The sequence below is a fragment of the Neoaquamicrobium sediminum genome (assembly GCF_013240295.1).
GTDB classification, from domain to species: Bacteria; Pseudomonadota; Alphaproteobacteria; order Rhizobiales; family Rhizobiaceae; genus Aerobium; species Aerobium sediminum.
The window spans coordinates 2,215,130-2,227,593 of the sequence record NZ_JABETK010000001.1 but is presented as its reverse complement, the minus strand read 5'-3'; the positions used below and the strand labels follow the sequence as shown (position 1 = coordinate 2,227,593).

Here is a 12,464-nt window from a genome sequence, read left to right as displayed (position 1 = left end):
CGGCAGGGTTAACGGCAGATCAACAATCGCCCGTGCGCATGCCGTTGCCGCGAATGATGCAGACGGCGTTGGGCGACGGCTGCAGGACGCTGCGGCGGATCGTATATTCGCCTGGATTGGAACGCTGGCCGATGGAGCCTGTCGGCATCATGTCGAGGCCGCCGGGATAGGCCGAATAGGCCATGTTGCGCGTCCGGTCTTCGAGCATCGGTGTCAGGATGAGCGCGAGAGCGACAGCAGCCGACCCGAACAGCAGCGCGACGCGCAGCGCGCCCATGCCCGCCGGACCGATGTTCCATCCACGCGCTTGGCGCGGCGCTTCCCAATCGTCACGAAACGACATCGCTTTCCTTCCTGCCAAAGGCCAGGTGACGGGACGGAAAGCCCGCCCGTTTACTCAAAATTTCATATGGCTCTGAAGGATTGATTAACGATCCGCGGCGAGGCGGTCAGCTAAAGAAGGTCGATCAGGAAGGGGATGAGCGGCTCGTCCGCCGGCGGCATCTGATAGTCGCGCAGCTTGTTCGGGCGCACCCATTTCAGCGCCTGCCCTTCCTGCGCCTGCGGAATGCCCCAGTAGCGGCGGCAGACGAAAAGCGGCATCAGCAGGTTGAAGCTCTCATAGGCGTGGCTGGCAAAGGTCAGCGGCGCGAGACAGGCGACCTTGGTCTCGATGCCCAGCTCCTCGCGCAACTCGCGCACGACAGTTTCCTCGGGCGTCTCGCCCGGTTCGACCTTGCCGCCGGGAAATTCCCACATGCCGGCGAGTTGCTTGCCTTCCGGGCGCTGCGCTATCAGCACCCGCCCGTCGCCATCGACCAGCGCGCAGGCCGCGACCAGCAGCAGCCGCTTCGATTCCTCCGGCTGGCTCATGCGGTCTCCGACGCGGGGGCTGGCGGTAATGATAGCTGTAGAGGTCGCCGAAGCCCATCGATCGATAGAGCCCGATGGCCTGGTCGTTATCCGCCTCGACCTGCAGCCAAGCGCTGCGGGCACCCTGCGCGCGCGCCCATTTCAGTGCCGACAGCAGTGTGCGCCGGCCGTAACCCTTGCCGCGCTGGCTCTCCTCGGTCGCCACCTCGAACAGGCCGGCAAGATCGCCATCTCGCACGCAGATTGCGGTCGAGACCGGCGTCCCGTTCTCTTCGAGCACGAACAATCCCACCTGAGGCTGGATCGAACCTATGATTTCGGACAGCCCCGGCTTGCAGCACCGGATCGAGATTGCGAATGGCGATCGCCGCATTGATGAACCGGCCGATGTCCTTCAGCGGAATCTGATGCATGGCGTCGCGCAGCAAACGGTCTTCAAGCTTTGCCCGCATGACAAGCGAAGTGGAGAAGCTGCTCCAGCCCTCGTCATCGAAATGCTTCGTAACCTCCCGACCGGCAAGTGGCGACATGCGGAACGTCAGCGGCCGGCCGTAGGCGGCGAAGCGTCGTGCCGCACGTGCGACGCGTTCGGGAACACGTGCATCGTCGCCCGGGTCCAGCGGATTGACGGAATTGAGACGCTTGGCCGGATGCCCGCCGGTCAGCCTTACCGCCCACGCTCCGTCGTAATAGACGGTCGTCGCCGGCCAGGCCCTGAAACCGGCGGCCTCGAACCGCCGCACGGTGGGCAGGTCTGCCGGGGATGGGCGTCCGGTTTCCATCAAGCGGCGTGCCTCAGCTCCTGTAGTCGCCGTTGATGGCGACATATTCCTTGGTCAGATCGCAGGTCCACACCGTGGCCTTGCCGCGCCCGAGCCCTAGATCGACGCGGATCACGATCTCGTCCTGCTTCATGTAGGCGGAGGTCTCCGCCTCTGAATAGGCAGGATCGCGCTCGCCTTCGTGCGCAACGCGAATGTCGCCGAACCAGATCGCGAGAAGGTCGCGGTCGGCGGGTTCGCCGGCCTTGCCGACGGCCATGACGACACGGCCCCAATTGGCGTCCTCGCCGGCAATCGCCGTCTTGACCAGCGGCGAATTGGCGATCGACAGCGCCACGCGCTTGGCCGAGCGCGCCGACTTAGCCCCGGTAACGGTCACTTCGACCTGCTTGCGCGCGCCCTCGCCGTCGCGCACCACCTGCAGCGCAAGATTTTTGAGCATGCGGTTCAGCGCGCGGCGGAACTGCGAAAGCCGCGCATCCTTGGGATCGCTGATGCGCGGCGCACCGGACTTCTCGGCAGCCCCCGTGGCAAACAGCATCAGCGTGTCGCTGGTCGACGTATCGCTGTCGACTGTCACCGCGTTGAAGGTTTTGCCGACGCCCTTCGACAGCATGTCCTGCAGCACCGGCGCATCGATCGGCGCATCGGTGGCGACGAAGGACAGCATCGTCGCCATATCGGGCGCGATCATGCCGGCACCCTTGGCGATGCCGTTGATGGTCACCTCGACATCGCCCAGCAGCACCTTGGCCGTGGCATATTTCGGATAGGTATCGGTGGTCATGATCGCCTTGCCGGCCTCGGCCCACATGGCTGGCTCGGCCCGGTCGACGAGGTCGCCGAGAAGATGGGCGAACCTAGCCGGATCGAGCGGCTCGCCGATCACGCCGGTCGAAGCGAGGAACACCTCGCTTTCCGAACAGCCCGTGGCCTTGCCGGCCGCCGCGGCGGTCGCCGCCGTCGTCTCGCGGCCGCGCTTGCCGGTGAAGGCGTTGGCATTACCGGAATTGACGACGAGGATGCGAGCGCTGCCGCCGGGCAGATTGGCGCGGCAGAATTCCACCGGTGCGGACGGGCATTTGGAGCGGGTGAAGACGCCCGCCGCGGTCGTGCCCTCGTCGAACACCATGGCCAGCAGATCGGTACGACCCTTGTACTTGATGCCAGCCTGGGCGGTCGCGATACGAACGCCGGACACCGCCGGCATCCTGGGTTGCTTGCGGGGTGCGAGGGGCGAAACGGTGTCCGACATGGCAACTCGATGAGCAAGGGTGAGAAAGGCGTCGTTTGCCTGATATGTCCCGGCGGCGCAAGGCGTTTTGCACCGCCGCAGGTCCCGACGCGCTAACTTTGCGGGTTGAGAAAGCCGCGGAAATGCTTCTGCACGCCGGGGATCAAACCCCACACCATGGTAGTCACCATGATCGGGACGATGAGGAGGGTGCGCTGCCATAGCAGCCAGCCGTCCGTAAGCGGGAAGATCAGGTAGAGCAGGCCCGTAATGAGCGGATAGACGCCGAGCGCAACCAGAACGGCGAAGCGCGGACGGGAAAAGCGCGAAGCCGCCTGCGTGGCGGTTGGGATGGATGCAGGGTTATCGGCGGTCAAGGTCATGTCATTTCTCCGGGTTTTGCGGATGTCGATGGAAGACGATTGAAAGACCCCGCCTGTGACACGGCGGGCAACTTTGGAGCGCTTTAATAGGAACGGAACGTTCCGTTATATAAAACGGGCCGTTTCGTTTTGTCAAGAGGCCTGCTATCCTGCGTGCAGGAGGACTGCCAGTGACCGAAGACGAAGTGCGCCGTTCGATAGGCGCCAGGAGAAACCCGAAAAGCGCCGAGGCCATTCTGGAGGCAGCTGAAAGCGTGCTCATGGAGGAAGGTCATCGCGGCTTTTCGATCGAGGCCGTGGCGCGTCGGGCGCGGGCGGGCAAGCCGACTATCTACCGCTGGTGGCCGAGCAAGGCCGCGCTGCTGCTCGACGTTTACCAGCGGCAGAAGCGCGATGTCGTCTATCCCGATACAGGCTCGGTTGAGGAGGACATCGTGCGTTTCCTGAAGCGGCTTCTGAGCCACTGGCGCGACACACCGTCGGGCAGCATCTTTCGATCCATCATCGCCGAGGCCCAGTCCGACGAGAAGGCAGCCGAGGCGCTTGCCGGCTACGCGCGGGATCGCCGCGTGCAGACCGGAGGCATGATCGCGCGCGCGCAGCGCCGTGGGGAGGTCGGCAGCGAGGTCGACCCGCTGGTGGTGGCCGACCTGATCTCCGCATACGCCTGGTCACACCTCCTGACCGGCAGGCTGGACGAGACGGACGAGGCCGTGCGCGCCGCCGCGAGGGTGATGCTCTGCGGAATCGTCAAGTCAGGCAGCCAATCCTCAGCGGAAACGCTGCCTTAAGCAGCAAGGGGCGCCTCAATGCGCCCCTCACCTCATTTCAGATCAGATCCGCTTGCGCGCTATTCGGCCGGCTTTTCGGCAGGCGTGGCGCCCTCGGCAGCATCTTCACCCGCGGCGGGCTCGAGCATGGCCTTCAACGCCTCGTCCTCGATCTCGACATCGGCGGCAGCACGCAGGTCGTTGACGACCTTCATATAGGCGTCGCGCAAAAGCACCGAGCGGAGCTGGCCAGAAACCTGCTCGAATGCCGGCGGCTGCTTGGCGCGCTTGTCCTCGAGCTTGATGACGTGCCAGCCGAACTGCGACTTGACCGGCTCGGCGGAATGCGCGCCGACTTCCATCGCAAACGCGGCCGTCTCGAATTCGGGCACCATTTGGCCGGCGCCGAAATAGCCCAGGTCGCCACCTTGGGCGGCTGCGCCGTCGGTCGACTTCTCCTTGGCAATCGCCTCGAAATCGCCACCCTCGTCGAGCTGCTTGATGATTTCGCGGGCTTCTTCCTCGGTCTCGACGAGAATATGGCGGGCGCGCACTTCTTCGCTGGCCGGGATCTTGGCGATCTCCTCGTCATAGCGGGCGCGGACTGCCTCATCGGTGACGAGCGCGGCAACTTCCTGCTCAATATAGGCGCTGTGGAGCGCGCGCTGGCGCAGCATGTCCATGCGGCGCGCAAAATCATCACCGTCTGCAAGGCCCTTGCCCTCGGCCTCTGCCGCCAGCAGCCTGATTTCGATCACGGCGGAGAGTGCGGCGGCGCGACGCTGCTCGGCGGGCAGCTGCGCGAACTGCTGCTCCAGATCGGAAATCGCGATCTCCAGATCGGTCTCCGTGATGGGCTGTCCGTTCACCGTTGCAACGACTGCGTTCTCCTGGGCCATGGCGGCAGTGCCGGCAAGGGCCAGAATGGCTGCGGCCGCGCCGAGGCGAACGAATGACAGGCGACGGGACGTGTGCTTCATCAGAAACTCTCCAGTGAGGGGAATGAAGGTATGGGGCGTTGCCCCTTCAACCAGCCAAAATGTGGCGATTTTCCGCTTGCTCCATGCCGGGGAAGCAACGTTGACATCGGTTGTGGCCCCTCTTATCTGTCCTTCGACTTGGCGTCCAGAAGCTATTTGAGGCGCTTTCCTCCGTTTTCCGGCCCGCCAGCACCGTCCGTAGCGGGCCTTGCCGAGGCACCGCCCGGCAATCCGTTCTGAAAGGACCTTTGATGGTCAGCTTTGGCTCTCTCGCCCGCAAGATTTTCGGTTCGTCCAACGACCGTCGCATCAAGGGCTTCCGGCCTCGCGTAGAGGCGATCAATGCGCTGGAAAAGGAGATGGAAGCCCTCTCCGATGAGGCGCTCCGGGCCAAGACCGAAGAGTTCCGGCAGGAAATCGCCGGCGGCAAGTCGCTCGACGACCTTCTGGTGCCGGCCTTCGCGGTAGCCCGCGAAGCTGCAAGGCGCGCCCTCGGACTGCGCCCCTTTGACGTTCAGCTTATCGGCGGCATGGTTCTTAATGACGGCGGCATTTCCGAGATGCGCACCGGTGAGGGCAAGACGCTGGTCGCCACCCTGCCCGTCTATCTGAACGCGCTGTCGGGCAAAGGCGTGCATGTCGTAACTGTCAACGATTACCTTGCCAGCCGCGACGCCGAATGGATGGGCCGCGTCTATGGCTTTCTCGGGCTGAGCACCGGCGTCATCGTCCACGGCCTTTCCGACGAGGAACGCAAGGCCGCCTACGCCTGCGACGTGACCTACGCCACCAACAACGAGCTCGGCTTCGACTATCTGCGCGACAACATGAAATACGATCGCGCCCAGATGGTGCAGCGCGGCCACAACTACGCCATCGTCGACGAGGTGGACTCGATCCTGATCGACGAGGCGCGCACGCCGCTCATCATTTCCGGCCCGCTCGATGACCGATCGGAACTTTACAATTCGATCGACACCTTCATCCCGAAGCTGGACGAAGGCGACTACGAGATCGACGAGAAGCAGCGCACGGCAACCTTTACCGAGGACGGCACCGAAAAGCTCGAAAACATGCTGCGCGAAGCCGGCATGCTCAAGGGCGAGTCGCTATACGACGTCGAGAACGTCGCCATCGTGCACCACGTCAACAACGCGCTGAAGGCGCATCGCTTGTTCCAGCGCGACAAGGACTACATCGTCCGCAACGGCGAGGTGGTCATCATCGACGAGTTCACCGGCCGCATGATGCCTGGCCGCCGCTTCTCGGAAGGCCTCCACCAGGCGCTTGAGGCCAAGGAACACGTCAAGATCCACCCCGAGAACCAGACGCTGGCCTCGATCACCTTCCAGAACTATTTCCGCATGTACGACAAGCTGGCCGGCATGACCGGCACGGCGCTGACGGAGGCGGAGGAGTTCGGCAACATCTATGGGCTGGAAGTCTCCGAGATTCCGACCAACCTCCCCGTTTCCCGCATCGACGAGGACGACGAGGTCTACCGGACGGTCGAGGAAAAATACAAGGCGATCGTGCGTGAAATCCGCGAGGCGCACGCCAAGGGCCAGCCGACCCTGGTCGGCACCACGTCGATCGAAAAGTCGGAGCATCTGGCCGAACGCCTGCGCGCTGAGGGCTTCAAGGACTTCCAGGTGCTCAACGCCCGCCACCATGAGCAGGAAGCCGTTATCGTCGCACAGGCGGGCCGTCCCGGTTCGATCACCATCGCCACCAACATGGCCGGCCGCGGCACCGACATCCAGCTTGGCGGCAACGCCGACATGCGCATCGCGCAGGAACTCGCCGACATGGCCGAGGGCCCAGAGCGCGACGCGAAGGAAAAGGCGATCCGCGAGGACATCGCGAAGCTCAAGCAGCAGGCGCTGGACGCCGGCGGGCTCTACGTGCTCGCCACCGAGCGCCACGAAAGCCGTCGTATCGACAACCAGCTTCGCGGTCGCTCAGGCCGTCAGGGCGACCCCGGCCGGTCGAAATTCTTCCTGTCGCTCCAGGACGACCTGATGCGCATCTTCGGCTCCGACCGCATGGACGGCATGCTGCAGAAGCTTGGCCTCAAGGAAGACGAGGCCATCATCCATCCCTGGATCAACAAGGCGCTTGAAAAGGCGCAGAAGAAGGTCGAAGCGCGCAACTTCGACATCCGCAAGAACCTGCTGAAGTTCGATGACGTGATGAACGACCAGCGCAAGGTCGTCTTCGAGCAGCGCATCGAGCTGATGGACGGCGAGAACCTCGGCGAAACCGTCGCCGAGATGCGCCAAGACGTCGTCGAGGAACTCGTTTCAAAGCACATCCCCGAAAACGCATATGCCGAACAGTGGGACCTCGACGGGCTGAAGGAAGGCGTGACCGCCTACCTCAACCTCGACCTGCCGGTTGCCGAATGGGCGGCCGAAGAAGGCATCGACGAGGAGCAGATCCGCGAGCGCATCATGGAGGCCGCCGACAAGGCCGCCGCCGAGCGTGCGGAACGGTTCGGCCCCGACATCATGGCCTATGTCGAGAAGTCGATCGTGCTGCAGACGCTCGACCACCTGTGGCGCGAGCATCTGGTCAATCTCGATCACCTGCGTTCGGTCGTCGGCTTCCGCGGCTATGCGCAGCGCGATCCGCTGCAGGAATACAAGACCGAGGCCTTCGAGCTGTTCCAGGCGATGCTGGCCAATCTGCGCCAGGTCGTCACCTCGCAGCTCATGCGCGTGGAACTGGTGCGCGAGGCAGCCGACGCCCCGCCGCCGCAGGCACCTGCCGCAATGCGCGGCGAACACATCGACGCCACCACCGGCGAGGACGATTTCGGCGAGACCGCACTGGCGCTCGCACCTGCCGACAACCGCATCGTGCCGGCCGAGCAGCGCGATCCAGCCGATCCCTCTACCTGGGGCAAGGTCGGCCGCAACGAGGTCTGCCCCTGCGGCTCGGGCAAGAAGTACAAGCACTGCCACGGCGCGTTCGCCTAGCGACGCACCGGCTTTCCGGCGTAACCGAATGGGCCACCCGGTTCGTCGCGTCGGATAGAGCGGCATGAAAGTTTCCATCTGCGGAAACTTTCTGCTTGCCTGAACATCTCTACCTCGATAGTTTCCGCAAGCAGAAACTATCGAGGTACTCCATGGGTCTGACGCTCTATCTTCATCCGCTGGCTTCGTTCTGCCACAAGGTGCTGATCGCGCTTTACGAGAACGGTACGGCTTTCGAACCAGTCACTGTCGATCTGGGCGATCCGGGCTCGGCAGCCGAGCTGCTGGCGCGGTGGCCGGTCGGCAAGATTCCGGTGCTGCACGACCAGACACGCGACCGTGTCGTGCCGGAAACGAGCATCATCACCGAATATCTGCAGCAACACTATCCCGGTCGGGTAGCGCTTCTGCCGGCTGACACTGAAGGTGCGCTGGACGTGCGGCTGTGGGATCGGTTCTTCGATCTCTACGTCAGCGTACCGATGCAGAAGATCGTCCTCGACCGCATCCGCCCGCATGGCGCGACGGACCCCACAGGCGTTGCGGATGCGCGGCAGTCGCTGGATACGGCCTACGCCATGGCCGACGCGCATCTGGCCGCAAGGGAGTGGGCGACCGGCGACAGCTTCACCATGGCAGACTGCGCGGCTGCACCTGCGCTATTCTTCGCCTCGATCGTGCATCCCTTCGAGCCCGGCCATACGAACCTGCAAGCCTATTTCGAACGGCTGTTGGCGCGCGCCTCCGTAAGCCGCACGCTGGACGGAGCCCTGCCCTATTTTTCGATGTTCCCCTATCGCGACGCCATGCCGGCGCACTTCCTGCGTGGCGAGTGGAAAGCATGACGGGGACGGGCGAACGAAAGCTGGACGACATCTTCACCGCGTTGGCCGATCCGGGCCGGCGCGGGATGGTCGACCGGCTGAGCGTCGGCCCGGCGACGGTCAAGGAACTGGCGGAACCGGCGGGCATGGGCCTGCCTTCGGCGCTCAAGCATCTCCGCGTGCTCGAAAAGGGCGGCATCGTCGTCTCGACAAAGGCCGGCCGAACACGGACCTATCGCATCGATCCGGCGGCATTCGGCGCGATAAACGCATGGGTCCGCCAGCGCGAAACCGCCATGAACGCCGCCTTCGATCGCCTCGTCCTGGCGATAGCCGAAAACCCGGAAGGAGAAGACGGGGCATGAGCGCAGCACACCATTCCACCTTCGTGGTCGAGCGCGAGTTGCCCACCGGGCCGAAGCATGCGTTCCGCTTCTGGTCGGACCCGGAGATGAAGCAGCGCTGGAACGCCTGCCATCCGGACTGGACCGTGCTGGAGGACGTCTTCGAGTTCCATGTCGGCGGCACCGAAGCGCGCCGCTGGCGCACGCTAGAAGGCCACGAACAGACCTTCGCCGCACGCTATTTCGACATCGAGCCGCAACGCCGGATCATCTATGCTTTCGAGATGAGTTTTGGCGGCACCCGGCAATCCGTCTCACTGGCCACCGTCGAGTTTCAACCCGCCGGCGCGAAGACGCTCATGCTCTACACCGAGCAACTTGCCTTTCTGGGCAGCGCGGAGGACAGACACCAGCGCGTCGTCGGCACAGGCTCGGGCTTCGACCGGCTGGTCGAGGTGATTGCCAGCCAAATCGGGCTGGAAGCTGGATAGCGATAGCGAGTGCGTTCACTCAGTCGGCGAGTTCAGCGCTTTGCACGCAAAGACGTACGGTCCAATCGGACACCGGGCGGCCGGACGCCTCGATGTCGGTGCGGAATGCATAGGCCAGGCGGCGGAAGGTCTCTTCTCCCGTCATCGCATAGAGCTGGCACTGCTGCCTGACTGTGCGATCGGGAGAGTAGTCGGCATAGTCCTTGATCCGCAGCGAATACGCATTGATCTGGCCTTCGCGGCGAAAACGTTCGCCATTGTCGCGCAAGGTGGTGAGGCCGCCCTCGATCAGGGGAACGACGCTCTCGTCACCGATCTTGTCAGCATACAGGACGAGGCCGAATAATGCGAAAATGTGTCCGTTGAGAACAAGCGTGGGGCGGCCATCCGTCAGCGGGTATTCCTCGAACCACAGATATCCGTCTCCATCGACATAGGAAATCCAGCGCTCCGGCGCCGGCTGGCCCGCCACGCGCAAACGGGAATAGGCTGCCGCCAGCCCCTTGAGCGTCTCGCGATATTCCGGTCGGTCGAAGCAATCGAGCGCCTTGACGAGCCCCGCCATCACGAAGCCGTTGACGATCGCGCTGGACCAGCCCGCCTCCATGTGATCGCGCACGAGAGTCTTACCGAAGAAATTCGCCACGCTTTCCAAAGCCTGCTCGGTACCGGATAGCGCGTTGCCGCCGGGCGAAAAGGGAAAGTCGCTGCGAATGAAGATCAGGCCATCCTCGTTCTCGGCGAATTCCATCATCCGCAGATACATGGCGTGGAACAGCCGCCCGGCTTCGCGTCTCTTATCCCGGTTCCTGCGCGCGAAATTGCACAGGAGAGACGAGTTCATGTAGAAGACGTTGGGCTGGAAATACTGCTCGAACCGGACCCTGTAGTGCTCGTCCCAGTCGAGCGGAAGGCGAAGCCCCAGCCGTGCCTCACTGCTCAAAACCGGTGTCCAGTCTTCCGGCGGCTTCTTGTTCCAGTGATCGTAACTGAGCCCGGCGCGGTCGAACGCAATCGAATCGCGCCGATACGTGTCCGCCCGCGCGGACATCGCAAAAACCAGCACCAGAAGCGTGATCGCTACTCGCCCCAAAAACCCCATGGGTACATGTTATAGTTGATACAACCGCAGCGGGCAATCCTGTCGCACCGCAGAGCGTCTGTCGCGACGGCGACATCAAGGACCGCGCGCAGAAGGCCCGAGACAAATCCCCGAGGCGCTTGGTCCGGGGATGGACCGCGCGGTCTAAGCCCGAAGCTGGCCCATCAACGCCTCCGCGCAGCCGCCTTATGCTGACACGCGGGAGGCTGATAGTCTGGCCTCATGTATACGCCACCAGCTTTTCGCGAAGACGACCCCGCAACCCTCCGCCGGATCATACGCGACGCGCGGCTTTCGACGTTGATAACGGCCACAGAGGAAGGGCTCGTCGCAACGCCCCTGCCCTTGCTGCTCGCCGAAACCGAAGGCGAGTTGGGTACGCTCTACGGCCATGTCGCCAAAGCCAATCCGCAGTGGAAGCTGCCCACGGCTCAGGACGCCCTGGTCGTCTTTTCCGGGGCCGAGGCCTACGTCACCCCCTCCTGGTATGCGACCAAGCAGGAACACGGCAAGGTCGTGCCGACATGGAACTACGAGGCCGTGCATGCCTATGGGCCGGTAGAGTTCTTCGAGGATGAGGCGCGTCTGCGCGACGTGGTAACCCGCCTGACGGTGCTTCACGAAAAATCGCGCGAGCAGCCATGGGCGGTGACAGACGCGCCGGACGCCTTCATCGGTGCGCAGCTTCGCGGCATCGTTGGCCTGCGCCTGCCGATCGCGCGTCTGCAGGGCAAACGCAAGATGAGCCAAAATCGGCCGGAAACCGATCGTATCGGCGTCGCGGCGGGCCTTGCTGAGAGCGAGAAAGCCGGCGACCGCACTGTCGCCGCGATGATCCCTACCGGCCCCGCCCCGAACCTCCTGAAGCGATCGCTACATCCGCACCGACATGCCACCGTCCACGGTCAGCACATGGCCGTTGACGAAGGAAGCTGCATCGCTGGCAAGGAAGAGTGCGGCGCCCGCGATCTCGTCGGGCCGCCCCCATCGTTGCAGCGGCACGCGCTGACGTGCGAAGGCGACCATGTCGGGGTTCTCGGCCAGCGCTGCGTTGGTCTCGGTGGCGAACATGCCGGGCGCGATAGCATTGCTGGTAATGCCGTGCGCCCCGCATTCGACCGCGAGGCTGCGCATCAGCCCGGTCAGCCCTTGTTTGGCGACCGGATAGACGGCATCGCCCGGCATCGCCATCTCGCCCACGATGGAGGTGACGAAGATCAGCCTGCCCCTGCCCTGTGCAGCCATAACCTTGACCGCATCGCGCGACAGCGAGATGGCGGCAAGCAGATCCGTGTCGAGCAGCGCCGCGATATGCCTGTCTTCGAAGTCGGTGAGAGGGCGACGGTCCCGCGCACCGACATTGTTCACGAGGATGTCGAGCCGTCCATGCCTGCCCACGATCCTGTCAATGGCCGAGCCGCGCGCGGACGCATCCGTAAGGTCGAAGGCTACGGCCTCCGCACTGCCGCCCGCCTCTACGATTGAATGAGCCGCCGCTTCAAGGGTTTCAGTGGTGCGGCCGGTCACAAAGACATGCGCACCGGCGTCTGCGAATGCGCGCGCCATCTCGAAGCCGAGACCGCGCCCTGCGCCGGTAACCATCGCGATCTGCCCCTTGAGGGTGAACCTGTCCAGAATGTTCATACCGGGCGCTCGTCGGGAGGTTGTACCGAGATGCAACCAATAGCAGGCATTCGGCG

Annotated in this window: 12 protein-coding genes and 2 pseudogenes; 6 read left to right on the top strand and 8 right to left on the bottom strand. The window is 63.8% G+C overall.

Annotated elements, in window-relative coordinates:
• Positions 1 to 19 precede the first annotated feature (19 nt).
• The 5 genes and pseudogenes from HK436_RS11055 to HK436_RS11035 all read right to left on the bottom strand — a co-directional run bounded on the left by HK436_RS11055 (position 20) and on the right by HK436_RS11035 (position 3,272).
• Positions 20 to 343 carry a hypothetical protein gene (locus HK436_RS11055; RefSeq protein ID WP_173189632.1) on the bottom strand — a complete coding sequence of 108 codons (324 nt, stop codon included), beginning with the start codon at positions 341 to 343 and terminating at the stop codon, positions 20 to 22.
• A 110-nt stretch (positions 344 to 453) separates the two neighbouring features.
• Positions 454 to 873, bottom strand: coding sequence for an 8-oxo-dGTP diphosphatase MutT (mutT, locus tag HK436_RS11050; RefSeq protein WP_173189630.1), 420 nt, complete (start codon positions 871 to 873; stop codon positions 454 to 456).
• 13 nt (positions 874 to 886) lie between these two features.
• Positions 887 to 1,655 (bottom strand): annotated as a pseudogene (locus HK436_RS11045) (GNAT family N-acetyltransferase); the annotation flags it as partial.
• A gap of 13 nt (positions 1,656 to 1,668) precedes the next feature.
• Entirely contained in the window at positions 1,669 to 2,910 is a 1,242-nt protein-coding gene (gene argJ / locus HK436_RS11040; protein ID WP_173189628.1) for a bifunctional glutamate N-acetyltransferase/amino-acid acetyltransferase ArgJ, read from the bottom strand.
• 92 nt (positions 2,911 to 3,002) lie between these two features.
• Positions 3,003 to 3,272: a putative antibiotic biosynthesis monooxygenase gene (locus tag HK436_RS11035; RefSeq protein WP_173189626.1), complete on the bottom strand. Its 270-nt coding sequence runs from the start codon at positions 3,270 to 3,272 to the stop codon at positions 3,003 to 3,005.
• 164 nt (positions 3,273 to 3,436) lie between these two features.
• Here HK436_RS11035 and HK436_RS11030 point away from each other — a divergent pair, with 164 nt between their 5' ends.
• A complete protein-coding gene (locus HK436_RS11030) occupies positions 3,437 to 4,063 on the top strand; it encodes a TetR/AcrR family transcriptional regulator (RefSeq protein WP_244648871.1) in 627 nt (208 codons plus the stop codon).
• A 59-nt stretch (positions 4,064 to 4,122) separates the two neighbouring features.
• On the opposite strand, the gene HK436_RS11025 is transcribed toward HK436_RS11030, so the two are convergent.
• Positions 4,123 to 5,022 carry a peptidylprolyl isomerase gene (locus HK436_RS11025; RefSeq protein ID WP_173189624.1) on the bottom strand — a complete coding sequence of 300 codons (900 nt, stop codon included), beginning with the start codon at positions 5,020 to 5,022 and terminating at the stop codon, positions 4,123 to 4,125.
• 251 nt (positions 5,023 to 5,273) lie between these two features.
• On the opposite strand from HK436_RS11025, the gene secA reads away from it, so the two are divergent.
• From secA to HK436_RS11005, 4 genes are all read left to right on the top strand, one after another.
• Positions 5,274 to 8,003, top strand: coding sequence for a preprotein translocase subunit SecA (gene secA, locus HK436_RS11020; RefSeq protein WP_173189622.1), 2,730 nt, complete (start codon positions 5,274 to 5,276; stop codon positions 8,001 to 8,003).
• Positions 8,004 to 8,155: 152 nt separating this feature from the next.
• Positions 8,156 to 8,848, top strand: coding sequence for a glutathione S-transferase family protein (locus tag HK436_RS11015; RefSeq protein WP_173190112.1), 693 nt, complete (start codon positions 8,156 to 8,158; stop codon positions 8,846 to 8,848).
• Positions 8,845 to 9,192 (top strand): ArsR/SmtB family transcription factor, encoded by a 348-nt coding sequence (locus tag HK436_RS11010; RefSeq protein ID WP_173189620.1) that lies wholly within the window; start codon positions 8,845 to 8,847, stop codon positions 9,190 to 9,192. Before HK436_RS11015 ends, HK436_RS11010 begins: the two co-directional genes overlap by 4 nt.
• Positions 9,189 to 9,662 carry an SRPBCC family protein gene (locus HK436_RS11005; RefSeq protein ID WP_173189618.1) on the top strand — a complete coding sequence of 158 codons (474 nt, stop codon included), beginning with the start codon at positions 9,189 to 9,191 and terminating at the stop codon, positions 9,660 to 9,662. Before HK436_RS11010 ends, HK436_RS11005 begins: the two co-directional genes overlap by 4 nt.
• 19 nt (positions 9,663 to 9,681) lie before the next feature.
• On the opposite strand, the gene HK436_RS11000 is transcribed toward HK436_RS11005, so the two are convergent.
• Entirely contained in the window at positions 9,682 to 10,713 is a 1,032-nt protein-coding gene (locus tag HK436_RS11000) for a D-glucuronyl C5-epimerase family protein (RefSeq protein ID WP_173189616.1), read from the bottom strand.
• A gap of 273 nt (positions 10,714 to 10,986) precedes the next feature.
• Here HK436_RS11000 and HK436_RS10995 point away from each other — a divergent pair.
• Positions 10,987 to 11,604 (top strand): annotated as a pseudogene (locus tag HK436_RS10995) (FMN-binding negative transcriptional regulator); the annotation flags it as partial.
• Positions 11,605 to 11,637: 33 nt separating this feature from the next.
• Here the strand turns inward: HK436_RS10995 and HK436_RS10990 are convergent.
• Positions 11,638 to 12,408 carry an SDR family oxidoreductase gene (locus HK436_RS10990; protein WP_173189614.1) on the bottom strand — a complete coding sequence of 257 codons (771 nt, stop codon included), beginning with the start codon at positions 12,406 to 12,408 and terminating at the stop codon, positions 11,638 to 11,640.
• Positions 12,409 to 12,464: the final 56 nt, after the last annotated feature.

Coding starts and splice junctions, on each gene's coding strand:
- argJ (WP_173189628.1), bottom strand. CDS start 2,910: ATGTCGGACACCGTTTCGCCCCTCGCACCCCGCAAGCAACCCAGGATG.
- HK436_RS10990 (WP_173189614.1), bottom strand. CDS start 12,408: ATGAACATTCTGGACAGGTTCACCCTCAAGGGGCAGATCGCGATGGTT.
- mutT (WP_173189630.1), bottom strand. CDS start 873: ATGAGCCAGCCGGAGGAATCGAAGCGGCTGCTGCTGGTCGCGGCCTGC.
- HK436_RS11035 (WP_173189626.1), bottom strand. CDS start 3,272: ATGACCTTGACCGCCGATAACCCTGCATCCATCCCAACCGCCACGCAG.
- HK436_RS11005 (WP_173189618.1), top strand. CDS start 9,189: ATGAGCGCAGCACACCATTCCACCTTCGTGGTCGAGCGCGAGTTGCCC.
- HK436_RS11010 (WP_173189620.1), top strand. CDS start 8,845: ATGACGGGGACGGGCGAACGAAAGCTGGACGACATCTTCACCGCGTTG.
- HK436_RS11015 (WP_173190112.1), top strand. CDS start 8,156: ATGGGTCTGACGCTCTATCTTCATCCGCTGGCTTCGTTCTGCCACAAG.
- secA (WP_173189622.1), top strand. CDS start 5,274: ATGGTCAGCTTTGGCTCTCTCGCCCGCAAGATTTTCGGTTCGTCCAAC.
- HK436_RS11000 (WP_173189616.1), bottom strand. CDS start 10,713: ATGTCCGCGCGGGCGGACACGTATCGGCGCGATTCGATTGCGTTCGAC.
- HK436_RS11055 (WP_173189632.1), bottom strand. CDS start 343: ATGTCGTTTCGTGACGATTGGGAAGCGCCGCGCCAAGCGCGTGGATGG.
- HK436_RS11025 (WP_173189624.1), bottom strand. CDS start 5,022: ATGAAGCACACGTCCCGTCGCCTGTCATTCGTTCGCCTCGGCGCGGCC.